Consider the following 25,614-nt stretch of genomic DNA (forward strand, 5'->3'; position numbering starts at 1 on the left):
CGAGCCTGCTCGCGAAAGCGATCCTTCAGGCAATGCACCTCCACCAGGCAGAACCCGCCATGCACACCGCCATCATCATCTTCTTCGGCCTGATCCTGCTCGCCCTGATGCTCTACATCGGCGAGCGCATCGGCTTCAGCCGCCAGACCATGGCCTACGGCTTCGCCGCCCTTTGGCTGGCGTTGACGGTGATCAATGGTGCGGTGGGGGTGGTGCATGCCGGCCAGTCCGTGGGATCGGAAATAGCCATTGGCAGTGCGGTATTCGGCGTGCCGATCGCGGCGATGGTGTTGTTCATGGTGCTGAGCGCCGAGTCGTAAAACGTCCCGGCGCTCAGCCGCCGATCAACGTACCAAATGCAAGAACTGCATGTGCCGTTCGTACTGGTCGAGGATGTCGTTGATGATCTGCTCTTTGGTGTAGCCGACCAGATCGTAGTCCTGACTGCCCTCGCTCAAGTGCACTTCGGCGCGGTAGTAGCGACGATTGTTGAGCTGCTTGGAACCCATGCCGCCACGCGCGAACGACGGCGTGAAGTAGCCGCGCATCTGCACCTGATAGATGAACGGATGCGCATCACCATGGCCGATTTCGAGGCTGACGCTGTCATTTGCCGGATCCGGCTGGGTGACCACGTTCAGGCCTTTTTCGACAAACACTGCCGTCACTTCTTCAATCGCCGGGCGCACCGTGGTGTCCATGAAGCGGTACACCTCGTCCCGCGACGGGAAGTGCACAGCCTGGCTCAGACGCTGACGCCAGCCACCGGTGCCGCGCCGTGAACCGGAGACCGGCGCCAGCGAATGCAACTGCGCGATCTGTTTCTGCGACTCCAGATAGAACGCCTTGTGCAGGCCCCACATCATCAGCAGCAAGATCAGCGAGAACGGCAACGAGGTCAGCACCACCGCTGACTTCAGCGCATCGATGCTGCCGGAGAACAGCAGCGCACTGGTGATCAACGCCGTCATCGCGCCCCAGAATACCCGCAGCCATTTCGGTCCGTCTTCGTCCGGGGTGCCGCCCTTGGCCGACAGGGTCGAGAGCACCACAGTGCCGGAATCGGCAGAGGTGACGAAGAACACGAAGCTGATAAACACCGTCACGGCGATGACGGTTTTGCTCCACGGGTAGGTTTCCAGCAGCAGGTAAATGCTCATCGACGGGTTGTCGATGGCCGACATGCCCAGCGCGCTCATGCCGTGGTTGAGTACCTGATCGATTGCGCTGTTGCCGAAGATCGACATCCACGCGAGGGTGAAACCGAGCGGAATCAACAGCACGCCGAAGACGAATTCACGGATGGTGCGGCCACGGGAAATACGTGCAATGAACAGGCCCACGAACGGCGACCATGCAATCCACCAGGCCCAGTAGAACACTGTCCAGCCACCGAGCCAGTCGCTCGGTTTATCGTAGGCGTAGAGGTCGAAACTCTTCATCGGCAAGGCGCCGAGGTAGTCGCCCAAGTTCTGGATCAGGGTGTTGAGCAGGTGCTGGGTTGGCCCGGCAAACAACACGAACAGCAGCAGCGCACAGGCCAGCAGCATGTTGATGTCGGACATTACCCGCACGCCTTTATCGACGCCGGAAACCGCCACGATGATCGCCGCGCCCATCATCAGCGTGATCAGGCCGACCTGAATCCACTGGGTGTGAGCGATGCCGAACAGGTAGTCGAGACCGGAGTTGAGGTGCAGCACCCCAAAGCCCATGTCGGCGCCCAGACCGAACACCGTGGCGATGATCCCGAAGCCGTCCACCGCGTAACCGATCGGGCCGTTGATGCGTTTGCCGATCAGCGGATACAGCGCCGAGCGCAGGGCCAGTGGCAGATTGTGACGGTAGGCAAAATACGCCAGCGCCATGCCGACGAAAGCGAACACGCCCCAGCCATGCAGGCCCCAGTGCAGAAACAGAATCTGCATCGCCTGACGTGCCGCATCCGCGGTGCCGGCCTCGCCTTGCGGCGGTTGCAGCATATGAGTCAGCGGTTCAGAGACGCAGAAGAAAAACAGCGTGATGCTGATCCCGGCGGCGAACAGCATGCCGGCCCAGGACAGATAACTGAATTCGGGCTCGTCGTGGTCGGCACCGAGTTTTATCTTGCCGTAGCCGGATAAGGCGGTGACCACCACGAAGACCAGATACAGGGTCATCGCGAGCATGTAGTACCAGCCGACCGTATTGGCCGCCCAGTTTTGCGCTTCCAGCAGCCAGGCGCCGGCCTGCTCAGGCATGGCAATGACAACGAGACCAAACAGCAGAATGACCGTCGCGGCGAAGTAGAACACCGGCGGATTCATGCGCACCAGACCGCTGGCGGGGGTTGACGATGCACTCATGAAACGTGCACCTCGAGGGGTTGAAACGTGGCTGAAATGATCGGACTCAGCAAAGGCAAGCCTCCTGTTGTGAGCGGGCAGCGAACCACCGGTTTAACTTGAATGAACGTTCAAGTTAAACATGGATGGGGTGGTAAGGACTAATCGTACGGCTAGGCGGTAGTTTTCCTACGCTAGCTCAAGGATGGGTATGACGTGGGTTTGGGGGGATTCGTTCAACATCCCCTCACCCTAACCCTCTCCCAAAGGGAGAGGGGACTGATTGGGGGATATTGGGTAGATACGCCGACATGGTCCTGCTGTACCGAATCCATCATCGACTCGGTGTTTCAGGTCGATGGATAACCCAAAACACCTCGGTCGGCCCCCTCTCCCTCTGGGAGAGGGCTGGGGTGAGGGTTTGCTTTGCCCCTACTTCTGCGTCCCGTCATCATGCTGCAGATTCGCCTGTGTCAAATTGCACCCCGCCGGCACGCTGCGCGTCAGCCACACATTGCCGCCAATGGTCGAACCCTTGCCAATGGTGATCCGCCCGAGAATCGTCGCCCCGGCATAAATCACCACGTCATCTTCAACAATCGGATGACGCGGATGGCCCTTCTGCAACTGCCCGTCCTCATCCGCCGGGAAGCGTTTGGCACCCAACGTCACCGCCTGATAAATCCGCACGCGCTCACCAATGATCGCGGTCTCGCCGATCACCACGCCCGTGCCATGATCGATAAAGAAGCTACGGCCGATCTGCGCACCCGGATGGATATCGATACCGGTCGCCGAATGGGCGATTTCCGCACTGATCCGCGCCAGCAGCGGCAACCCGGCACGATACAAATGGTGCGCGAGGCGATGGTGAATCACCGCCAGAATCCCCGGATAGCACAGCAGCACTTCATCGACACTGCGCGCCGCCGGGTCACCGTGATAAGCGGCCAGCACATCGGTGTCGAGCAGCGTGCGCAAGCCCGGCAATGCGAGGGCGAAATCCTGCACGATCTGAATCGCGCGTGCCTCGACTTCAGTATCGGCCTGCGCGCTGTGGCGGGCGACGTAGCGCAGCTCCAGGCGGGTCTGCGCCAACAAGGCATTCAGGGCGACATCAAGGGTGTGACCGACGTAGAAATCTTCACTCTCTTCGCGCAGATCAACCGGCCCCAACCGCATCGGGAATAGCGCACCACACAGCGCTTCGAGGATTTCCGCCATCGCCGCCCGCGACGGCAACTCGCGACCACCCTGCTCGCCGGACGCCCGGCCGTTCTGTGCCCGCCACTGATCCCGCGCGCTGCGCAGTTGACTGACGATGGTCTGCAATTGCCAATGGCTGGAACGCTCACTCACGGTTAAGACTCCTCACGGGCGGCCGGACTGTCTGGCCGCGTCAACGGCGACTACTTTACGGCATGGCTGCGAGGGCGAATTAAGAACCGATAGTGCTGGCCTAAGGTCATTTGGCTATAAGCGATTGGCGGTTGCCCCTGCAAAAGCGCGTGCCTATAGTCCTTTCATCTTCCTCCGCCAGTACGGACTCATGATCAAACAACAGCTGGACCGCTTTAACCGTCTCGACCTGCTCGGCCACCCGACGCCACTGGAAAAACTCGAACGCCTGTCCGCATGGCTCGGTCGCGAGGTGTACATCAAACGCGATGACCTGACGCCGCTGGCCATGGGCGGCAACAAACTGCGCAAACTCGAATACCTCGCTGCCGACGCCTTGGCGCAAGGCGCCGACACGCTGATCACCGCCGGTGCGCTGCAGTCGAATCACGTTCGCCAGACCGCCGCACTCGCCGCCAAATTGGGCCTGGGTTGCGTGGCGCTGCTGGAAAATCCGCTGGGCACTGACGACAGCAACTACACCGGCAACGGCAACCGCCTGCTGCTGGATCTGTTCGACACCAAAGTCGAACTGGTCGACAACCTCGACAACGCCGACGACCAATTGGCTGCCCTCGCCACACGCCTGCGCAGCAACGGCAAGAAGCCGTATCTGGTGCCGATCGGTGGCTCCAATGCGCTCGGTGCGTTAGGTTATGTGCGCGCCGGTCTGGAGCTGGCCGAGCAGATCAAGGACACCGGCCTGAATTTCGCCGCTGTAGTGTTGGCCTCGGGCAGTGCCGGAACGCACAGCGGTCTGGCGTTGGCGTTGAGCGAAGTGTTGCCGCAATTGCCGGTGATTGGCGTGACCGTTTCGCGCAGCGAAGAAGACCAGCGGCCCAAGGTTCAGGGACTTGCCGAACGTACGGCGGACCTGCTCGGCGTCGAGCTGCCAGCGAGCTTCAAGGTTGAGCTGTGGGACGAATATTTTGGCCCGCGTTATGGCGAGCCGAATGCCGGGACGTTGGCGGCGGTGAAATTGCTGGCGAGCCAGGAAGCGCTGTTGCTCGATCCGGTATACACCGGCAAGGCCATGGCTGGGTTACTCGATGGCATCGGCCGTCAGCGCTTCAATGAAGGCCCGATCATCTTCCTGCACACTGGTGGCGCGCCAGCGTTGTTTGCCTACAAGGATTTCCTGTAGCGAGATCGTTCCCACGCTCTGCGTGGGAATGCAGCCGTGGACGCTCCGCGTCCCCTTGAGCACTGGAACGCGGAGCGTCCTAGAGGCGTTCCCACGCAGAGCGTGGGAACGATCCTCATATTCAAATAAAGAATAACATTTCAATTATTAAGTATTTTCAAGTCTAACAAAGACATCTTATAGTCTCGCCGCAGGCGAATTTCGCGCAAGACGCATAAGCTGCTTTAAGGCAGGATAGCGCTGTCGTCGAAATCATAAATTCGCCACCTTTCCTTAAGCGTCTTCCATAAGAAAACACAGGGGCTTGTCATGAATTTTTCCGCACTACGTCGCAATCTGCTGGTGGGTTCGCTGGGCCTGGCGCTGAGCGCCGGTCTTATCGGCCAGGCAGTGGCCGGTGAGCAGCTGCAACAGATCAAGGACAAAGGCGTTATCAACGTCGGCCTGGAAGGCACTTATCCACCGTTCAGCTTCGTCGATGCCGACGGCAAACTGTCCGGTTTCGAAGTCGAGCTTTCCGAAGCCCTGGCACAAAAACTCGGCGTCAAAGCCAAGGTTCAGCCAACCAAGTGGGACGGTATCCTCGCCGCGCTGGAATCCAAGCGTCTGGACGTTGTAGTCAACCAGGTGACCATCTCCGACGAGCGCAAGAAGAAGTATGACTTCTCCGAGCCGTACACCGTTTCCGGGATTCAGGCACTGGTGCTGAAGAGCAAGGAAGCCGCGCTGAACATCAAGACCGCCGCAGACCTGTCCGGCAAGAAAGTCGGCGTAGGCCTGGGCACCAACTACGAACAATGGGTCCGCGCCAACGTGCCGGGTGCCGACGTACGTACTTATGACGATGATCCGACCAAGTTCGCTGACCTGAACAACGGCCGTACTGACGCCATCCTGATCGACCGTCTGGCTGCACTGGAATACGCCAAGAAAGCCCCGAAAACCGTTGCCGCCGGTGAAGCCTTCTCCCGTCAGGAAGCCGGTATCGCCCTGCGCAAAGGCGAGCCTGAACTGCTGGCTGCCGTGAACAAGGCCCTCGACGAACTGCGTGCCGACGGCACCCTGAAGAAGCTGTCCGAGAAGTACTTCAACGCTGACGTCACTCAATAATGGAAGAAGCTTTCCAACTCGCACTGGACTCCGCGCCCTTCCTGCTCAAGGGCGCGTATTACACGGTAGTCCTCAGCCTCGGCGGCATGTTCTTCGGCCTGCTGCTGGGCTTCGGCCTGGCATTGATGCGCCTGTCGCGTTTCAAATCGGTCAGTTGGCTGGCACGCATCTACGTGTCGTTCTTTCGCGGCACGCCGCTGCTGGTGCAACTGTTCGTGATCTATTACGGCTTGCCGCAATTGGGTCTCGAACTGGATCCGCTGCCAGCGGCGCTGATCGGCTTCTCGCTGAACATGGCTGCTTACGCCTGTGAAATCCTCCGCGCCGCGATCGGCTCGATCGAGCGTGGTCAGTGGGAAGCGGCTGCGAGCATTGGCATGACCCGCGCGCAAACCCTGCGCCGGGCCATCCTGCCGCAAGCAATGCGCACGGCATTGCCGCCGCTGGGCAACAGCTTCATTTCACTGGTCAAAGACACCGCTCTGGCAGCCACCATTCAAGTACCGGAACTGTTCCGTCAGGCGCAGCTGATTACCGCCCGGACTTTCGAAGTCTTCACCATGTATCTTGCCGCCGCACTGATCTACTGGATTCTGGCCACGGTGCTTTCGCACTTCCAGAACAAGTTGGAAGAGCGGGTCAATCGGCATGACCAGGAGTCCTGACCTGATGATTGTCGTGGAAAAACTGACCAAGCAATTCAAGGGTCAAGTCGTGCTCAACGGCATCGACCTCGAGGTCAAGGAAGGCGAGGTGGTCGCGATCATCGGCCCCAGCGGCTCGGGGAAAACTACGTTCCTGCGTTGCCTGAATTTCCTTGAACAACCCACCAGCGGACGGATCAAGGTCGGCGATATCGAAATCGATACCAGCCGCCCGCTGAACCAGCAGCAAAGCCTGGTGCGCAATCTGCGCCAGCACGTGGGTTTCGTGTTTCAGAACTTCAACCTGTTCCCGCATCGCACCGCTTTGGAGAACGTCATCGAAGGCCCGATCGTGGTCAAGAAGATGCCGCGCGACGAGGCTGTTGGCCTGGGCAAGAAGCTGCTGGCCAAGGTCGGTCTTGCCGGTAAGGAGGACGCCTATCCGCGTCGCCTGTCCGGAGGTCAGCAACAGCGCGTAGCGATTGCCCGAGCGCTGGCGATGGAACCGGAAGTGATCCTGTTCGACGAGCCGACTTCGGCTCTGGATCCGGAACTGGTCGGTGAAGTGCTGGCAACCATTCGAGGCCTGGCAGAAGAGAAACGCACCATGGTGATTGTCACCCACGAAATGGGTTTTGCTCGCGATGTGGCCAACCGTGTAGTGTTCTTTGACAAAGGTGTGATCGTCGAACAAGGCGACGCCAAGGCATTGTTTGCCAATCCGAAAGAAGAACGCACTAAACAGTTTCTCAGCAAGTTTCTGAATCACGCCTGAGAACTTTCATTGCACCATCGAAAACTTCCACGGACGGAAGTTATCCCAATACAACTTCAGTATCAACCAACACCCTACCTGAACAAAACTTATCAGAAGCGCTACATATATATGTTCTGCAACAGATAATACCCGCCTGTCTTCCTCTCCGACTGACCTGTCCGTGCTCGAATAAACCTTGCGTAAAAACCGGCAAAAAGCCCGAGGCACCGTGGCTTATTTCACTTATAGGTCTAGGCAAGAGGTCATAGCGACGTAGGAAACTTCTGATTAATTCGTAATCCACGAATTAACTAATATCGTCTATTGACAGCTTATCCCGCGCACTCTTATCTAGTCGACAACCGGCACCACTTAGTTCAACCAACCCGTATCCAACTTGAATAAAAGTTCAAAGCTTTATTGCCAGTTTATTCATGTCTTTTGTTCTTCCAGAAACGGACTTCGCTGCAAGGCTTCAAGGAGAGAAATCGATGACCCGCACTTCGCATACCCCCGAACTGGCAGCGCCGATCCTGGCGCCTGCGCAAAAAACCGGCATCAATCTGAGCGCCGCCGCACATTTTCTGGTCGAGGTCTCGCCCTACCCCGATATGGACAGCGGAGATCTCATCGAGCTGTTCTGGAACAAATGCTATGTCGCCTCCAGGGTGCTGACGGCCGATGACGTCGGCACAGCGATACGCCTGCGGGTGCCGGAGAGTTTCATCGCCAGCGGCACCGCGCGCATTCACTACCGGGTGATGCAGGTCGGTCAGGGTCCGGCGCTGTCGGCAGCGACGCGCGTGCAGGTCAAACTGGACTGCCCCGGTGGGCAACCCTCGGCGCTGAGCGCAGATGAAAACCAGCAATTGGCCCCCGTGACCATTCCCGACGCGATTCGCCGCCAGGGCGTGAATCCGAACCAGATCAAACGCGGCGTGCCGCTGACCATCGAGCCGTACCTGAACATGGCTGAGGACGACGCCATCACCTTGCGCTGGGGCGACGTACGCATGGATCTGGCGCCGATCACTGTCGCGGATATCGGCTTGCCGATTCAGGTCTGGGTACCGCCAGCGGTGATTGTCGAAGCGGGTGAGGATCTGCGGCTGGACGTGACTTATTGCGTCATTGACCGAGTCGGCAATAACTCGCGTTGGGCACCGCCCCGCACCTTGAAGATCGGCTGTGTAAATCCTTATCTGAAGGTCCCTCTGAGGCAGGAACTCAAGGCGGCCGAATCGCGCAAAGTCTGATGCGCTTTGCTGGCGGCGGGGGCTCAGCCCCCTCTCCTGAAAATTCTTAACCAGCCCGACCATCCGCCCTTCTATACATATTCCTAAAAGTTAGTTTATTTAATATTTATACACGCTTAGGGTATATGAACCGGACCACCGGACATTCTTTCGTTCGCCGCACTCTTGCGGCGTTTTTCATGAGATGTGAGGTAGGTAGTATGGTCCGGAACACAATCACCCCAGTGCAGATCGCCAGGGCATTGCGTGCAGCCAAGGAGCGGCACTGATGTCCAGTCTGGCAGACGCAAACGTCCAGTCGGATCTGGACATCGCCCCACTGTTGTTGCCCGCGCAGGTCTTGCGCAACGACGCCCAAGCCATCAAGGCTGCCCATGAGCTGGCGCAAGTCGCCCGCGTGCAGGCCGCCAAACGCGACCGTCAGCGCAAACTGCCGTGGTCGGAAATCGAGCAGTTCACCCGCAGCGGATTAGGCAGCATCGCCATCCCGCGTGAATACGGTGGTCCGCAGGTTTCCTTTGTCACCCTGGCTGAAGTGTTCGCGATCATTTCCGCCGCCGACCCGGCGCTGGGGCAGATCCCGCAGAACCAGTTCGGCATCATCAATCTGGTGCTCGGTAGCGCCACCGAGGAGCAGAAGAAACAGCTGTTCCAGAGCGTTCTGGAAGGCTGGCGCATCGGCAATGCCGGCCCGGAACGCGGCACCAAAAATACCCTGGAACTGAAAGCGCGAATCACCGCCGACGGCGACGATTACGTGATCAATGGCCAGAAATTTTATTCCACCGGTGCGCTGTTCGCGCACTGGGTCGCGGTCAAGGCGCTCAACGATGACGGCAAGCAAGTGCTGGCCTTCGTCCGTCGCGGCACGCCGGGTCTGCGCATCGTTGATGACTGGTCGGGCTTCGGTCAGCGCACCACCGCCAGCGGCACGATTCTGCTGAACAACGTGCGCGTCGAGTCGAGCCTGGTCGTCGACAACTGGAAGATCAACGAAACCCCGAATACCCAAGGCGCGGTGTCGCAGCTGATTCAAGCCGCGATCGACGCCGGTATCGCCCGTGGCGCCATTGACGACGCCATCGAGTTCGTCAAAACCCGCGCACGGCCATGGATCGACGCCAAGGTTGATCGCGCCAGCGATGACCTCTATGTGATCGCTGACATCGGCAAACTGAAAATCGAACTGCACGCCGCCGAAGCACTGTTGCGCAAGGCCGGCAAGGTGCTCGATCAAGTGCACGCCGCGCCGCTCACCGCCGAGTCCGCCGCTCGCGCATCCATTGCCGTGGCCGAGGCGAAAGTGCTGACCACCGAGATCTCGCTGCTGGCCAGCGAAAAGCTTTTCGAACTGGCCGGCAGCCGCGCGACCCTCGCCGAATTCAACCTCGACCGTCACTGGCGCAATGCCCGGGTGCATACCCTGCACGACCCGGTGCGCTGGAAGTATCACGCGGTCGGCGCCTATCGCCTCAACGGCACTTTACCTGCTCGCCATTCCTGGATCTGACGACCAGACATCTGGAGAAACCTATGACTTTTTCCCATCACGTCGCGGTCATCACCAGCGATGAGCAAGCGCTGATCGTCGCCAGCGATCTGGCCGAAGATTTCAAACGCGACAGCGCGATCCGCGACCGTGAACGTCGCTTGCCACTGCCGGAGCTCGATGTATTTTCCCGCTCCGGCCTATGGGGCATCAGCGTGCCCAAGGAATACGGCGGCGCTGGCGTATCCAACGTCACCTTGGCCAAAGTCATTGCGCTGATCGCCCAGGCTGACGGCTCGCTCGGGCAGATTCCGCAGAACCATTTTTATGCATTGGAAGTGCTTCGGGTTAACGGCAGCCACACGCAAAAACAACGGCTGTATGCCGAAGTGCTTGCAGGCCAGCGCTTCGGCAATGCCCTGGCGGAATTGGGCACAAAAACCGCCCACGACCGCGTCACCAGTCTCAAACGCGACGGTGACGGCTATCGCATCAATGGCCGCAAGTTTTATTCAACCGGTGCGATTTACGCACAGCGCATTCCGACTTCGGTTGTCGATGAAAACGGTGTGCAGCAACTGGCCTTCGTCCCGCGTGACAGCAAAGGCCTGACCGTGATCGACGACTGGAGCGGCTTCGGTCAGCGCACCACCGGCAGCGGCTCCGTAGTGTTCGAAGACGTGTATGTAGCCACCGAAGACGTTTTGCCGTTCCAAAGCGCTTTCGAACGCCCGACCACTGTCGGCCCGTTGGCGCAGATCCTTCACGCCGCCATCGACACCGGCATCGCCCGCGCCGCTTACGAAGATGCCCTGCACTTTGTGCGCAGCAAAACCCGACCTTGGATCGATTCCGGCAACGACAAAGCCACCGAAGACCCGCTGACGTTGAAGAGCTTCGGCCACTTGAGCATTCGCTTGCATGCCACCGAAGCCTTGCTTGAACGAGCCGGCGAATTCCTTGATGCCGCGCAGGCTGAAACCAACGCTGACACGGTTGCGGCGGCCTCGATTGCCGTAGCCGAAGCACGTGCGATCAGCACTGAAATCTCTTTGGCCGCCGGCAGCACGCTGTTCGAACTGGCGGGCAGCCAGGCCACGCTGATCGAACATGGCCTCGACCGTCACTGGCGCAACGCGCGCGTGCACACTCTGCACGACCCGGTGCGCTGGAAGTATCACGCGGTGGGCAATTACTACCTCAATGATGAAAACCCGCCACTGCGGGGGACCATCTGATGGCGAAGAAAAAAATCTTGCTCAACGCGTTCAACATGAACTGCATCGGGCATATAAACCATGGTTTGTGGACGCATCCGCGTGATACCTCGACGCGCTACAACACCATCGAATACTGGACCGAACTGGCGCAGTTGCTGGAGCGCGGACTGTTCGACGGCTTGTTCATCGCCGACATCGTTGGTGTGTACGACGTCTATCAGAACTCGGTCGATGTCCCGCTGAAAGAGTCGATCCAGTTGCCGGTCAACGATCCGTTGCTGCTGGTTTCAGCCATGGCTGCCGTGACCAAAAATCTTGGTTTCGGTCTGACCGCGAATCTCACTTATGAGCCGCCGTATCTGTTCGCCCGCCGTATGTCGACGCTCGATCATCTGAGCCGTGGTCGCGTCGGCTGGAACATCGTCACTGGTTACCTCGACAGCGCCGCCAAAGCCATGGGCCTGCGCGAACAAGTCGAGCATGACCGTCGTTACGATCAGGCCGATGAATACCTCGAAGTGCTCTACAAACTCTGGGAAGGCAGTTGGGAAAACGGCGCAGTGCTCAATGACCGCGAGCAGCGCATCTACGCCCAACCGGAAAAGGTCCACAAGGTCGAGCACAAAGGCGAGTTCTATCAGGTCGAGGGTTATCACCTCTGCGAGCCGTCGCCGCAGCGCACGCCTGTGCTGTTTCAGGCCGGCAGCTCCGATCGCGGTTTGCGCTTCGCCGGTCGTCATGCCGAGTGTGTGTTCATCAGCGGCCAGAACAAACCGTCGACCAAGGTTCAAGTCGACAAGGTCCGCGCCAGTGCCGTGGAGGCCGGGCGTAATCCTGAGGACATCAAGGTGTTCATGGGCCTGAATGTGATTGTCGGCCCGACCGAAGAGGCTGCATGGGCCAAGCACGCCGAATACCTGAGCTACGCCAGCGCCGAAGCCGGTGTGGCGCATTTTTCCGCCTCCACCGGCATCGATTTTTCCCAGTACGAGATCGACGAACCGATCCAGTACGTGAAGAGCAACGCCATTCAGTCGGCGACCAAGAACCTGCAGAACAACGACTGGACGCGACGCAAATTGCTTGATCAGCACGCCCTCGGTGGCCGCTACATCACCGTGGTTGGCTCACCTGAGCAAGTCGCGGATGAGCTGGAATCATGGATCGCCGAGACCGGTCTTGATGGGTTCAATTTGACGCGGATTGTTACGCCGGAAAGCTATGTCGATTTCATTGAGCTGGTGATTCCCGAGTTGCAGCGGCGCGGGTCGTACAAGACCGCGTACGACACCGGCAGCCTGCGCGAGAAGCTGTTTCAAGGAGCGGCGCAGCTACCCGAGCAACACACCGGCTCCGCGTTTCGCCGCTAAAAGCATCGCGAGCAGGCTCACTCCTACAGGGGAACGCATTCCAGATGTAGGAGTGAGCCTGCTCGCGATGAGGCCATAACAAACACCACAAATTTCATGCACTGACTGGAAAAACCATCATGACCAAGAAAACCCTGTCCCACCCAGTCAAAGCACTGGCCCTGGCCCTCGGCCTGTTCAGCTCGAGCCTCTTCGCCGCCGACGCCCCACTGAAAGTCGGCACCACCGCCGCCTTCGCCATCCCGCTGGAAGCCGCCGTCGAAGAAGCCTCCAAACAAGGCCTCAAAGTCGAGCTGGTCGAGTTCACCGACTGGATCGCACCCAACGTCAGCCTCGCTGCCGGCGACATCGACGTGAACTACTTCCAGCACATTCCGTTCCTCGAAAACGCCAAAGCCGCCGCGGGTTTTGATCTGGTGCCGTTCGCCCCGGGGATCATCAACAACGTCGGCCTCTATTCGAAAAAATACAAAAGCTTCGACGAGTTGCCCGAAGGCGCCAGCGTCGCCATCGCCAACGATCCGATCAACAGCGGTCGCGGCCTGCAACTGCTGGCCAAGGCCGGCTTGATCACATTGAAACCGGGCGTCGGCTACAAAGCCACCGAAGATGACATTGTCGCCAACCCGAAGAAGATCAAAATCCTCCAGGTCGAAGCCGTGCAATTGGTACGCGCCTATGACGACGCCGATCTGGTCCAGGGCTACCCGGCCTACATTCGTCTGGCGAAGACTTTCGATGCCGGTTCGGCGCTGCTGTTCGACGGCCTCGACCACAAGGAATACGTGATCCAGTTCGTCATCCAGCCGAAGAGCAAAACCGATCCGCGCCTGATCAAATTCGTCGACATCTACCAGCATTCGCCGGTCGTTCGCGCGGCGCTGGATAAAGCCCACGGCAAGCTGTATCAAGCCGGTTGGGAAAGCTGAGCATGACGGCCGCGATCCAACGGCGACTGGAAATTCCAGAGCCACACCATGCTGAAAAAACCGAGCTGCACCCCGAGCTGAATCGCGCCCACGTACGCTTTATCGGCCTGGGCAAAACCTACAACGGTCGACAAGGCCCGGTCGCGGCATTACAGGGCATCGATCTGGCGATCCAGCGCGGTGAAGTGTTCGGCATCATCGGCCGCAGCGGCGCCGGCAAGTCGTCGCTGATTCGCACGATCAATCGTCTGGAGCAGCCGACGTCTGGACGGGTTTTGATCGATCAGGTCGACATCGGCGAGTTCGATGAAGATCGTCTGGTAGCGCTACGCAGGCGCATCGGCATGATCTTCCAGCACTTCAATCTGATGTCGGCCAAGACTGTTTGGCAGAACGTGGAACTGCCGCTGAAAGTCGCGGGCGTCGCGAAGGAACAACGCGAGAAAAAGGTTCGCGAACTGCTCGAACTGGTTGGCCTGGAGGAAAAGCACAAGGCTTATCCGGCGCAGCTTTCCGGTGGGCAGAAACAGCGTGTCGGCATCGCCCGCGCGCTGGTGCATGACCCGGATATTCTGCTCTGCGACGAAGCCACTTCGGCGCTCGATCCAGAGACCACCCAGTCGATCCTCGGCCTGCTGCGCGAAATCAATAAACGCCTGGGCCTGACCATCGTTCTGATCACTCACGAGATGGCAGTGATCCGCGAAATCTGCGACCGCGTTGTCGTGCTTGAGCACGGCAGGGTTGTCGAACACGGCCCGGTATGGGAAGTGTTCGGCAATCCGCAGCATGAGGTCAGCCAGACCTTGCTGGCGCCGCTGCAACACGCGTTGCCGGAAGAATTGCAAAGCCGTTTGCAGACGCAGCCGCCCTCCTCCGACGCCGCTGTGGTGCTGCGCTTGCAGTTCACCGGCAGTGCCAGTGATGAACCGGATCTGGCCGCGCTTTTCACAGCACTCGGCGGTCGGGTGAAGTTGCTTCAGGGCGGTGTCGAACGGATTCAGGGGCATGCGCTGGGGCAACTGTTGTTGGCCGTCAGCGGTACATCGTTCAGCACCGAGCAATTGCGTGAGCGCGCCGCGCAATGGGCGCAACGCGTGGAGGTATTGGGTTATGTGGTTTGATCGCTTGTGGCAGGGTTTTATCGACACCTTCCTGATGGTCGGTGTGTCATCACTGATCGCGCTGCTGGTGGGGATTCCCATGGCGGTGATTCTGGTCACCAGCGACAAGGGCGGGATCTACGAAGCGCCAGTGTTGAACCGTGCGCTGGGGGCGTTCGTGAACCTGTTCCGCTCGATCCCGTTTCTGATTCTGATGGTCGCGCTGATTCCGTTTACCCGCTTGATTGTCGGCACTACGTACGGTGTCTGGGCTGCCGTGGTGCCACTGACGATTGCTGCTACGCCATTCTTTGCGCGGATTGCCGAAGTGAGTTTGCGTGAGGTTGATCATGGCTTGATCGAAGCGGCGCAGGCGATGGGTTGCCGGCGCTGGCACATTGTCTGGCATGTGTTGCTGCCAGAGGCGCTGCCGGGGATTGTCGGCGGTTTCACCATTACGCTGGTGACGATGATCAACTCGTCGGCCATGGCCGGGGCGATTGGCGCGGGTGGGTTGGGGGATATCGCCTATCGCTATGGGTATCAGCGCTTTGACAGCCAGATCATGCTGACGGTGATTGTGTTGCTGGTGGCTCTGGTGGCGGTAATTCAGTTGGGTGGGGACCGGTTGGCGCGGGGTCTCAACAAGCGCTGAAAAAAAGAAGGATTGGTTTTTGGGAATCGGGATAAATCTGACCGACTGCGGCGGCGCTATTTCTTCAATCAGAGCATCGACATCACTGCGGATCATCAGCGAACGTAGCTCAATGATCCGACAGTGGCGGCGTGGTGAACATTCATGGTCACAAGCGTCCTTTCTCACCTTAGAGTGGAGAATGAGCGCTTTGACGGTGTTCCGAAACTGTAAGAACTAGCAGGTACACACTCAAACAACTGAATTGGAGGGGCGCCGGTCTTGATCTTCAATCAGGCTGTCCAGCCACGAATATTCACTTTTGTTTTGATGCAGCACTTGCAGAGCTTTTGCCGCACAAATCAGGCTGTCAGCGTTGTTCACCGCCAACTGCGCACGCAACGGCGGACTGGCGTTGAACGCGTCAACCGCCGCCTGAAGTTGCAGATCGTCGCCGCTACCCAGGTAATCACTGACAGCGAACAGGAAGGCATCGTGGTCGTCTGAAAACGCGTTCAGATAGTCGACCGTCAAACCGCCACGCATGATTGCCTCGGAGACGCCGCGCTCGGGAACGTCGTACATGGATAGCGAATCCCGGACCAGCAAACGGCCCAGTCGGCCATCCAGATAAAAATAGTCTGCGGCGTTGGGCCCGATGGCCTGGAACCGGTCGATTCTGTTGGTGTGCAACATTTCATGGCCCAACGACAGGCTCAATGTACCGCGCTGCATGTACTTGCGATTGATGAACAGCCGGCCGTGGAAATCGCTTTTGTACATCCACGCCGCGCTATTGCTGTGCGCATCGACGCCGAGGATTTTCTCGGCGCCCCAAACCCCCTGGTATTCCCTGGAAACCGCCAGACCGCGCGCGACAGAATCGGAGAATCGCTGCGCAACATTGAGGTGCCCGGTGCCGAAAAAGCTGTCGTAAACGGCATCCGCCTCCCGGTATTTCAGAGCTATGGCGTGGCTGGCATCAGCGAAGATGTTTTCAACCGCTTTCAGTTCTGAGCGAATGATCGCCACCTGTTCCGGCGAGAACTGCTTCAAGCCGCGAGCGACCAGCGCGCCCTCCTGTGCCGCCGTGTACTCAAACGAGTCATCGCTACCGGTATGAACCCGGTTTTTTTGCGCATGCTCCCTTCTGACCTCGCCAATGAGCTCATCGATGTCGATGTCAATCACTTTGCCTGGACCGGTTAACGGTTGAGGCCGTTCGAGTGTCCAGATCTTGCTGCGCGGATCAAGAAACAAGGCCGGGCCCAACGCCGCCGATTCAGAGACCAGCGATGCCCGATATTCACCGACTGTGCCGGTTTCCCGAACCAGGACGATCTCGCCGGGGGCAACATCGACATATTTTCGGTTCTTGTACACGCGCAGGCCTTGAGCATTGGCGGCAGGCAAGTTGGCTGGCGCGCGCAAGCTGTAGCGTTCAAGGGTTTTGACTTGCGCAGACACGGGCCGGATCTGGGCAGAGTGCAACGGCGCAATCGTAACGGCGGGGAAATGCGCCCCCGCCTCCTGGTTTGCTGGATCCGTATCAGAACGGTAAATCTTCACGGGAGTCCCGTCGCCGGATGGCGAACTGCCGGATCTTTTCCGCAGTGGTGTGGCGTTCACCGGGTTACGGTTGGTTGGCGAGGTAGTGCCAGGTTTGCGAACAATGCTCATGAACATCCTTTTCCTGAGTGATTCCCCCCGATAAAAAAACAGGGCAGACATCGCGACAGTGGTCTATCGCGCAGGCGTCATTACATCCCGCAGCGCGCTACTGCGTGCGGTACATATGTATTGCACAGGCGCCGGGGTTTTGTGCTTTCTGGAGAATGAAGATCCAAGGCCCGCAGGCTGCGATCCTTTAAAGCGCGAAAGCGCTTATAGTCTGCCCATCGTCCTTGCCACCACGAACCGACCATGAAGCAGACTCCGACCGACCTGGAACAGATCACCGCCACCACCCTTGCCCACTACAACTCAGTGGCCGAAGACTTTCGTGAGGGCACCCGCGATCACGATGTCAGCCAGAACATCGAGGCTCTATTGCGGCACATCCAGGGCGTAGCGCCGTTAGCGATTCTTGATTTTGGCTGTGGACCGGGACGGGATCTGCAGACGTTTACACGCATGGGGCACGTCGCGGTCGGTCTCGACGGCTCACCCGAGTTTGCGCGGATGGCCCGTGAGGACAGTGGCTGTGAAGTGTGGTGCCAGGATTTCCTCAAGCTTGATCTACCCGCCGAACGCTTCGACGGAATCTTCGCCAACGCGGTGCTGTTTCATGTGCCATTGCAGGAATTGCCACGGGTTTTGCAACAGCTGCGCGATACCTTGAAACCGGGCGGTGTGCTGTTCAGCTCTAACCCGCGCGGGGATAACCGCGAGGGCTGGAACGGGCCGCGCTATGGCTCGTATCACGATCTGGAGGCATGGCGCGGGCTGCTTGCCCGCGCCGGATTCGTCGAACTTGAACACTACTTCCGTCCCGCAGGCCTGCCGCGCGAGCAGCAGCCGTGGTTGGCCAGCGTCTGGCGCAAAGGCTGAGTCAGGGAGTTGCCTGCACCCGGTAGTGGCTGACGGTACCTTCCGGCAGCAGCAGCGTGATGCTCTCGCCGGGCAAGGTGCGGCCGTCCACTTCACGCGGGGCTGGATCGAAGTTGGCCAGCAGCCGAGTGCCGTCTTCAAATGAGGTCTGCTGCACCTGCCGATCCTCGCTCAGCCATTGGAAACCGGTCAGCGCCTGTGTCGCCAGGCGCTCATGCAGCGGACGGAAGAATGCATCCTGGCGGGCCATCAGCGGCAATCGCTGCGCCAGCGTCGCCGCACTCAGGTGGTACAGCGGCGGCACGTTGTAAAGCAATTGCGTCAGTTCGTTTTCCACCCTTGCGTTGCTCAATTTAAGGCTGTCGAACAACCAGTGATGGGTGGTGATGAGCGAGCCGTGGAACACCGCTTGATACAGCGGCAAACGGCTGGCCGGGTCAAAGTGAATGCGCCGCAACGGTTCCTTTATCGGCACGGATTTGAAGAACACGGCCGGTTGCTCCGGCGGAAACCACTTGCCGACAAAGTATTCGGAATCCGGGTTTTTACTCATGTCGGCATCACCCCAGCCGATCACCGGTGTCTGCATGCCATGAGCGAACAGCACGCTTTGAGCCGTGGTCGCATTGCCATCCTCGGAGCCGCTGGGCAATTGCAGCGTTTCGTTGATCCAGCGCGACGCCGCGACGTTGCCCTCGGCATTCTGCGCCTGCGTCATGGGGGCGTCCGCGCGGTAGCTGTCGAACAGCATGCCGGTGGCGTAGGCATCGAGAAACCAGCTGTTGAAACCGGCGGCGACGCTGACCGCTTTGACTCGTTTCTCCAGCAAAGGGCGCACGCAACGTGGGTCGGTGTAGTGACCTGATTGCTGAAAGCCGCTTTTCAGCGTGCGATTTTCCAGCACGATGGCGCACTCGCGGTAAGCCGTGTCACCCAGATGCGCGGTGGTCCAGTCCGGGTTCTCATCCCGACTCAGCGCCGTCTCGTAAGAATCATACGGCGCCAGCAGATACCCGGCCTGCACGCCTGCTCGAACCGCCTCGGGATGCCAGAGCCCGCCCTCCCAGCCCTCACCAAGACCCAGCCACAAGCGCGACAGCCCGGCGTTTTGCAATTGCGCAATGGAGTCCAGCGACAGGGTGCTGCCCCATTGCTCGGGCCTGGCTGTGACGGCACCGGCGAATTTGCGGGCCAGTTGGCCACGCAGGGCAGCGTATCCGTTGACCAGTGCTTGCATGTCCGGCACCGCGCGGGCCTGCCAGGTTTTGCGCGCCTGAGTGTTCAGCGCCCGATTGAGGCTACGCAGCAGAATGTTTTGCTGATAACGATTGAGCACGGTCTGCGTGGCGAGCAGTTGCAAGGCTTCACCATCCATGCCGCCGCGCAACGCACCGGCAAGGTCAGTCTGGCCGCGCAACTTGCCAAGCAACGCCGGCCAGTTACGCACATCCTTTTGCCCCAGCAGATCGTTACCCCACAGGTAGACATGACTGGCGCCCAACAGCTTTCGCGATGTCGGTGTTTTCTCAAGCTTGCTGCTCAGGCTTTCGTGACGGCCGGTGTCGATCCGCCATTGTCGGTAGCGCTTGGCACCGGCCAGCGGCTCGGCGTCACCCAGAAACAGGCTGAACGTCAGCGCTGTCGACGGCTTGAGTGAGGTGAATTGATGCCGCACCGACAAAGCGAGCGCATCGCCCTCAGCGCTGAACAGCAGTTGATTGTTGTAGGGGTTGGTCAGCAACCAGTTGAGACTGAATCCCTCATGCTCGACGCCCCAGATCGGCAGACTCATATCCTGAGTGGCATTGAGCACCCCTTGACTCACCAGAAACGCCTGCCACACCGGATCGCCGCGCGGCACATAATGGCCCTCGGCCAAGGGCCAGATCAGGCCCTTGCCCATGGCATTGCCGGGCTGGCGCAAGAACTCAAGTTCAGTCGGGGCGCGTGCGGTGATCGAGAAGTTCAGGTCGCGTTGAGCGAGATCAACGCTGAGTGACCAGGCGCCATCGTCCCATTGCCAGTCGACACGATTGTCACGTTGCACCAGGTTGCTGATCCTGTGCGCAGCGACGCCCGTCGAGGCCTGCACAGTCGCGCCGTTGGCCGGGGTGACTCGCACGGCGAGGGTCGCGGGGTCGAGCTGTACGCGCCACAGCGGGTTCACCAAAAGGATGTCGGCCAGCGATGAGGGCGACAGGCACAGGCCGGCCACTAACAGCAGTTGGCGCAACCAGCAAGTGACCGTCGACATCAGGCGTCCCTCCTCCAAATGGAGGAAGGACGGTAACGCAAGGCATCACAGTTGTAAGTCGGACCTTTCCCAAAGGTGTAACAAACGCACTCAGTGGGTCGATGACGAAGCGTCCTTCTTCGGCTCGCGGATCTTGTACCAGGCCACATACAGCGCCGGCAGAAACAGCAGCGTCAGCAACGTCGCGACCACAATCCCGCCAATCATTGCGTACGCCATCGGCCCCCAGAACACTTCGCGGGCGATAGGGATCATGCCCATGCTCGCCGCAGCGGCGGTCAGCAGGATCGGCCGGCGCCGATGCTCAGTCGCCTCGACCACCGCATCCCACGGCGCATAGCCCTTCTTCTCGAACTCATCGATCTGCGTCACCAGAATCACCGAGTTACGGATGATGATGCCGATCAGCGCGAGAATCCCCAGAATCGCCACGAAGCCCATCGGCGTGCCGGTCGGCACCAGCGCCAGCACCACGCCGATCAGTCCCAGCGGCGCGACACTGGCGACGAGGAACATCTTCTGCACGCTGTGCAACTGGATCATCAGAAAGGTCGCCATCAAAAACAGCATCAACGGCAAGACCTTGGCGATCGGTCCCTGGGCCTTGCCGCTTTCCTCGACCGTACCGCCAGTGGCGACCTTGTAGCCCACTGGCAGTTTGTCAGCGAAGGCATCAATCGACGGCTTGAGCAGTTTCACCAGATCGGTCGGCTGGATCTCGTCGCGCACCGAGGCCTTGATGGTGATGGTCGGCAAGCGGTCGCGACGCCACACCAGCGGCTGTTCCAGCTCATAGCGCACAGTGGCGAACGCCAGTAACGGAATCGATGTGCCGTTGGGCGTAACGATCTGCAGATTCTGCAGGGTTTCCGGCGTACCACGCTCCGAATTCACCGCCCGGCCGACCACATTGATCAGGTAGATGTCGTCGTTGACCTGGGTCAGAGGCGCGCCGCTGACGATGCTGTTCATCAGGTTCGCCACGTCTTCGGACGACAGCCCGAGCTGGCGCGCCTTGTCTTGGGCGATGTCGATGCGCAGGACTTTGCCCGGCTCGTTCCAGTCATAAATGATCTCGCCGATGTGCGAGTTCTTGTCCAGTTCGGTGGCGAGGTCGATGGCGTGCTTGCGCACCTGATCGATGTCCTTGCCACTGACCCGGTACTGGATCGGCCGCCCTACCGGCGGGCCCATCTCCAGCGCCTGGACATAACTGCCGATGCCGACGAAGTCCTTGTGCAAGCGCTCGCGCAGACGCTGACTCAGTGCCTCACGGGCCTCGAAGTCTTTGCTGACGATCACCAGTTGTGCGTAGTACGGGTTTTGCAATTGCTGGTCGAGGGGCAGGTAGAAACGGATCGCGCCCTGACCGATGTAGGTGCTCCAGCGCACAATGTCCGGGTCGCCTTTGAGGGTTTCTTCCAGCTTGTCGACGGCTTTGCGTGTTTCGTCGATGGAGGCGTTCTGCGGCAGGTTCAGGTCGACGAGAATTTCCGGGCGGTCCGATGCCGGGAAGAACTGGTTCTGCACAAAACGCATGCAAAAAATCGACAGGACAAACAGCAGCACGGTGATGCCGATCGCCCACCAGCGATTGCGCATCGCCCACAACAGACCGCCATTGAACGCACGCCCGACCCGGCCCGGCTCGGCGTCATGGGGCTTCACGTTGGCGCTGAGGATGTGCACGCCGATCACCGGAGCGAAGAACACCGCGACAATCCACGACACAATCATGGCCACGGCAATCACCGCGAACAGGGTGAAGGTGTACTCACCGGCGGAACTGGCATTGAGGCCGATGGGCACAAAACCCGCGACGGTCACCAGGGTACCGGTGAGCATCGGGAACGCCGTCGAGGTGTAGGCAAACGTCGCGGCCTGCTCGCGGGTCTCGCCCATTTCCAGGCGCGTGACCATCATCTCCACGGTGATCATCGCGTCGTCCACCAACAGGCCGAGGGCGATAATCAGTGCGCCGAGGGAAATCCTCTGCATGGTGATGCCACTGTATTCCATGAATACAAAGACCATCGCTAGCACCAGCGGAATCGAGCACGCCACCACCAGACCGGCGCGCACGCCGAGGCTGATGAAGCTGACCACCAGCACGATGATCACCGCCTCGAACAGGGCACTGGTAAAGCCACCGACGGCTTCTTCCACCACCACCGCCTGATCGGACACGGTGTGCACACCCACGCCAACCGGCAAGTCTGCGGTCAGTTCATCGATGCGCTGGTGCAACGCCTTGCCGAACTCCTGAACGTTGCCGCCCTTCTGCATGGCAATCGCCAGACCGATGGCCGGTTTGCCGTCGAAGCGGAATTCCGGGGTAGCCGGATCGGTGTAACCGCGAGTGATGTCGGCGATGTCAGCCAAACGATAGAAACGGTCGTTGAGCTTGAGATTGACCTCGGCGAGATCTTTTTCCGAGGCGAACTGCCCGGAAGTGCGCACGGAAATCCGCTCGGGGCCGGCCTCGATCACACCGGCCGGGGTTACGGCGTTCTGCGATTGCAGGCTCTGCACAACCTGACGCTGATCGATACCCAACGCCGCCAGTTTGCGGGTAGAGAAGTTCAGATAAATCACTTCGTCCTGCTGGCCGATCATTTCGATCTTGCCCAGCCCCGGTACATTGCGGATCTCGGCCCGCGCCTGTTCTACGTAATCGCGCAACTGGCGCATGGTCAGGCCGTCGGCGGTGAAGGCGTAGACCGAGCCGAACACATCACCGAACTCGTCATTGAACCCGGGCCCTTGAATACCTTGGGGGAACTGCCCGCGAATGTCGTCGATCTTCTTGCGCACCTGGTACCAGATTTCCGGGATGTCCTTGGCGCTGGTGGTGTCGCGCAGGTACACGTACACCGTCGATTCGCCGGGGCGCGTGTAGCTTTTCACGTAGTCGAGAGAGTCGAGTTCTTCGAGTTTTTTCTCGATGCGGTCGGTGACCTGCGCGAGGGTTTCTTCCTGGGTCGCGCCCGGCCATTTGGTCTGGATCACCATGGTTTTGATGGTGAACGACGGGTCTTCTTCGCGGCCCAGATTGAAGTACGAGAACACGCCCATCAGCAACGCGACGAACATCAGGTACCAGACGAATGACTGATGCTTGAGGGCCCATTCGGAGAGGTTGAAAGAGCCTTTCATTGACTGTCCTCGTCAAGTTTTACCGATTGTCCGGGTTTGAGGCTGTTGACGCCGGCGCTGACCACGCGCTCGCCATTCTTCACACCGCCCGCGAGCACCACACTGCTGTCGGTGCGGCTGATCACGCTGACGTCGCGGGGGCTGACGGTTTTGCTCTGGGTGTCGATGACCCAGATCCGTGGTTTGCCGTCGACCTCCTGCACAGCGGTAGCCGGCAATTCGATGCGCGGTTTGATCGCGGAACTGAGGGTCACGCTGATCGCCGTGCCGAGGCGGAAACCGTCCGGTGTCTCGGCCAGCGTCAGGCGTGCGCGACGAGTACGTGTGGCGCTTTGCGCCTGCGGTTCGATCTCGCGAAGGGTTGCCGTGGTGTTGATGCTCGGGTCGAGTTGCCCGGCCACCAGAAACACCACGTCGGAGGGAATCTGATCGACCAGGGTGTCCGGCAGATCGATCACCGCTTCCTTGATGTCCGGTTGCGCCAGGGTCACGACCTGCTGGCCCGCCGTCACCACTTGCCCGGCTTCGGCGTTCCACGCGGTGACCACGGCTTTATGGTCGGAACGCAGTTCGGTGTAGCCGAGCTGGTCCTTGCTTTGATTGACCGCCGCCCGTGCCTGGTCCAGCGAGGCCTGGGTGGTTTTCAAGTCCGTGGTGGCGATGTCCAGTTGTGCCTGCGCTCCTACGCCACGATCAAACAGCGCCTGCTGACGGCGGGCATTGGCCTGGGCATTGATCAGTTGCGCCTGAACCTTGGCCAGGTCGCCCTGGGCCGAACGCAATTGGTTCTGCTGATCAGACGGATCGAGGGTGGCGAGCAGCGTGCCCTTCTGCACTTCGGTTCCGACATCGACGTTGCGGCTGGCGATGCGGCCACCGACGCGGAAACCGGTGTTGCTTTCATAACGCGCCTGGATGCTGCCGGCGAAACGCCCGAGGCTTTCCTCGCTCAACGCTTGAACCTTGACCGATAACACCGGACGTACCGGCTCCGGAGGTGGCTCGCTTTTCGAGCAGGCCGCCAGCAACACCCCCACGGATAACAGCCCCAGACGCTTCATGGCTGTGCTCCCGGTTGCAGATCCTTGTAGGTGTTTTCAGCGATTTCGACTTTCATGCCGGGATGCAACAACTGCCCACCGGCGACAATGACTTTCTCCCCACCCTTGAGGCCTTCGCTGATGATGACCTTGCCGATCAGGTAGCGGCCGACGGTCACGTTGTGCAACTGCGCCTCCCCCTTATCGTCGACCATCCACACCGCCGGATCACTGATGTTTTTCGTCAGCGCCGACCACGGCAACTCGACTGCCGACTTGCCGCTGCCCTTGGCGGTGGCGCTGACCACCGAGCCCAGCTGCATCCCTTGTGGCAGGCTGTCGAGACTGACTTTGACTTGCACCGTGCCGGACTGCGCTGACACCGCCGGGGTGATTTCACGCACCGTTCCGGTGGTTTTGATGGCAGGGTTATCGAGCAGGCTGACGACGATCGAGGGATCCGCAGGACGCTCGGCCAGCAGCGATTCGTAGACGTTGAACACCGCGTCGCGGTCGCCGTCACGGGCCAACGAAAAAATCGGCGCCGTGGCCTGCACGACCTGGCCGACTTCGGCCTGACGCTCGGTAATCACCCCCGGGGCATCGGCGATCAGCGCGGTATAGCTGAGCTGGTCCTTGGCGTTGGCCAATTGCGCCTGCGCCGCGCTCAAGGCGCTCTGGCTGCTGCGCAACGCGGCTTGGGCGGAATCGTATTCGCTCTGGCTGGTGTAGCCCTTGGGCAGGAGTTTTTGCTGGCGCACGAACGCCGCGGCACTCTGTTTCACCCGGGCTTGTTCAGCAATGACTTGGGCTTGAGCCGAATCGACGCTGGTCTGCAAATCCTTGGGGTCGAGTTTGGCCAACACCTGTTTGGCGGTGACGCGATCGCCGACGTCGACCATGCGCTGGATGATCTTGCCGCCGACGCGGAACGACAGTTCGGTCTGCACGCGCGCCTGCACGTCACCGGTCAATGTCACCGAAGCCGCGTAATCCGTGGGTTTGACCTCTTGTACAAAAACCCGTGGCAGGTATTCCTCAGGGGCTTTTTTCTCGCCGCAAGCGGTCACCAAGGTGAGCAGACTCAGCACGACCGCTGTTTTCAAACCGGGACTCGCCATGCAGACTCCTTCCTGTGTACGAACGTGCAAGTGACGATACGACTGTGAGCTTAGAACAGGGTTCCGCCTTCGCCTGCACGATCACAACATTTCCCTGTAGGAGCCTTCGGCAGCT

Annotated in this window: 20 protein-coding genes; 13 read left to right on the forward strand and 7 right to left on the reverse strand. The window is 59.7% G+C overall.

The window, feature by feature from the left end; all coding sequences use genetic code 11:
• Positions 1-59 precede the first annotated feature (59 nt).
• Entirely contained in the window at positions 60-320 is a 261-nt protein-coding gene (locus ACOYXJ_RS08165; protein WP_460368849.1) for a hypothetical protein, read from the forward strand.
• A gap of 24 nt (positions 321-344) precedes the next feature.
• Here ACOYXJ_RS08165 and betT read toward each other — a convergent pair whose 3' ends face one another.
• Positions 345-2,306, reverse strand: coding sequence for a choline transporter BetT (gene betT / locus ACOYXJ_RS08170; RefSeq protein WP_162835968.1), 1,962 nt, complete (start codon positions 2,304-2,306; stop codon positions 345-347).
• Positions 2,307-2,756: 450 nt separating this feature from the next.
• Entirely contained in the window at positions 2,757-3,683 is a 927-nt protein-coding gene (gene epsC / locus ACOYXJ_RS08175) for a serine O-acetyltransferase EpsC (protein WP_016983653.1), read from the reverse strand.
• 190 nt (positions 3,684-3,873) lie between these two features.
• Between epsC and ACOYXJ_RS08180 the strand changes: the two genes are divergently transcribed.
• From ACOYXJ_RS08180 to ACOYXJ_RS08230, 11 genes are all read left to right on the forward strand, one after another.
• A complete protein-coding gene (locus tag ACOYXJ_RS08180) occupies positions 3,874-4,866 on the forward strand; it encodes a D-cysteine desulfhydrase (RefSeq protein WP_460368851.1) in 993 nt (330 codons plus the stop codon).
• A 309-nt stretch (positions 4,867-5,175) separates the two neighbouring features.
• Complete coding sequence (gene tcyJ, locus ACOYXJ_RS08185) at positions 5,176-5,976, forward strand: cystine ABC transporter substrate-binding protein (RefSeq protein WP_095122237.1); 801 nt, start codon at positions 5,176-5,178, stop codon at positions 5,974-5,976.
• A complete protein-coding gene (gene tcyL, locus ACOYXJ_RS08190) occupies positions 5,976-6,641 on the forward strand; it encodes a cystine ABC transporter permease (RefSeq protein ID WP_007918741.1) in 666 nt (221 codons plus the stop codon). Before tcyJ ends, tcyL begins: the two co-directional genes overlap by 1 nt.
• A gap of 4 nt (positions 6,642-6,645) precedes the next feature.
• A complete protein-coding gene (gene tcyN, locus ACOYXJ_RS08195) occupies positions 6,646-7,395 on the forward strand; it encodes an L-cystine ABC transporter ATP-binding protein TcyN (RefSeq protein WP_016983649.1) in 750 nt (249 codons plus the stop codon).
• A 473-nt stretch (positions 7,396-7,868) separates the two neighbouring features.
• Positions 7,869-8,633 carry a hypothetical protein gene (locus tag ACOYXJ_RS08200; protein WP_460368854.1) on the forward strand — a complete coding sequence of 255 codons (765 nt, stop codon included), beginning with the start codon at positions 7,869-7,871 and terminating at the stop codon, positions 8,631-8,633.
• Positions 8,634-8,901: 268 nt separating this feature from the next.
• Positions 8,902-10,143 carry an SfnB family sulfur acquisition oxidoreductase gene (locus ACOYXJ_RS08205; RefSeq protein ID WP_007918734.1) on the forward strand — a complete coding sequence of 414 codons (1,242 nt, stop codon included), beginning with the start codon at positions 8,902-8,904 and terminating at the stop codon, positions 10,141-10,143.
• Positions 10,144-10,166: 23 nt separating this feature from the next.
• Positions 10,167-11,360 (forward strand): SfnB family sulfur acquisition oxidoreductase, encoded by a 1,194-nt coding sequence (locus ACOYXJ_RS08210; RefSeq protein ID WP_460368856.1) that lies wholly within the window; start codon positions 10,167-10,169, stop codon positions 11,358-11,360.
• Positions 11,360-12,712, forward strand: a complete 1,353-nt coding sequence (locus ACOYXJ_RS08215) for an LLM class flavin-dependent oxidoreductase (RefSeq protein ID WP_460368858.1) — start codon at positions 11,360-11,362, stop codon at positions 12,710-12,712. Before ACOYXJ_RS08210 ends, ACOYXJ_RS08215 begins: the two co-directional genes overlap by 1 nt.
• Before the next feature lie 119 nt (positions 12,713-12,831).
• Complete coding sequence (locus tag ACOYXJ_RS08220) at positions 12,832-13,641, forward strand: MetQ/NlpA family ABC transporter substrate-binding protein (protein ID WP_460368860.1); 810 nt, start codon at positions 12,832-12,834, stop codon at positions 13,639-13,641.
• 2 nt (positions 13,642-13,643) lie between these two features.
• Complete coding sequence (locus tag ACOYXJ_RS08225; RefSeq protein ID WP_460368862.1) at positions 13,644-14,765, forward strand: methionine ABC transporter ATP-binding protein; 1,122 nt, start codon at positions 13,644-13,646, stop codon at positions 14,763-14,765.
• Positions 14,755-15,399: a methionine ABC transporter permease gene (locus ACOYXJ_RS08230; RefSeq protein WP_401042959.1), complete on the forward strand. Its 645-nt coding sequence runs from the start codon at positions 14,755-14,757 to the stop codon at positions 15,397-15,399. The genes ACOYXJ_RS08225 and ACOYXJ_RS08230 overlap by 11 nt, the downstream gene beginning before the upstream one ends.
• A gap of 231 nt (positions 15,400-15,630) precedes the next feature.
• On the opposite strand, the gene ACOYXJ_RS08235 is transcribed toward ACOYXJ_RS08230, so the two are convergent.
• Positions 15,631-17,058 carry a hypothetical protein gene (locus ACOYXJ_RS08235; protein ID WP_460368865.1) on the reverse strand — a complete coding sequence of 476 codons (1,428 nt, stop codon included), beginning with the start codon at positions 17,056-17,058 and terminating at the stop codon, positions 15,631-15,633.
• A gap of 243 nt (positions 17,059-17,301) precedes the next feature.
• Here ACOYXJ_RS08235 and ACOYXJ_RS08240 point away from each other — a divergent pair, with 243 nt between their 5' ends.
• Positions 17,302-17,928, forward strand: coding sequence for a class I SAM-dependent methyltransferase (locus tag ACOYXJ_RS08240; RefSeq protein ID WP_150794211.1), 627 nt, complete (start codon positions 17,302-17,304; stop codon positions 17,926-17,928).
• Position 17,929: 1 nt separating this feature from the next.
• On the opposite strand, the gene ACOYXJ_RS08245 is transcribed toward ACOYXJ_RS08240, so the two are convergent.
• From ACOYXJ_RS08245 to ACOYXJ_RS08260, 4 genes are all read right to left on the reverse strand, one after another.
• Positions 17,930-20,182, reverse strand: coding sequence for a glycoside hydrolase (locus ACOYXJ_RS08245; RefSeq protein WP_460368868.1), 2,253 nt, complete (start codon positions 20,180-20,182; stop codon positions 17,930-17,932).
• A 90-nt stretch (positions 20,183-20,272) separates the two neighbouring features.
• Positions 20,273-23,338, reverse strand: coding sequence for an efflux RND transporter permease subunit (locus ACOYXJ_RS08250; protein ID WP_460368870.1), 3,066 nt, complete (start codon positions 23,336-23,338; stop codon positions 20,273-20,275).
• Positions 23,335-24,399 (reverse strand): efflux RND transporter periplasmic adaptor subunit, encoded by a 1,065-nt coding sequence (locus tag ACOYXJ_RS08255; RefSeq protein ID WP_127925420.1) that lies wholly within the window; start codon positions 24,397-24,399, stop codon positions 23,335-23,337. Before ACOYXJ_RS08255 ends, ACOYXJ_RS08250 begins: the two co-directional genes overlap by 4 nt.
• Positions 24,396-25,499: an efflux RND transporter periplasmic adaptor subunit gene (locus tag ACOYXJ_RS08260; RefSeq protein ID WP_150795186.1), complete on the reverse strand. Its 1,104-nt coding sequence runs from the start codon at positions 25,497-25,499 to the stop codon at positions 24,396-24,398. Before ACOYXJ_RS08260 ends, ACOYXJ_RS08255 begins: the two co-directional genes overlap by 4 nt.
• Positions 25,500-25,614: the final 115 nt, after the last annotated feature.

The sequence above is a fragment of the Pseudomonas sp. Tul2A7 genome (genome assembly GCF_054790505.1).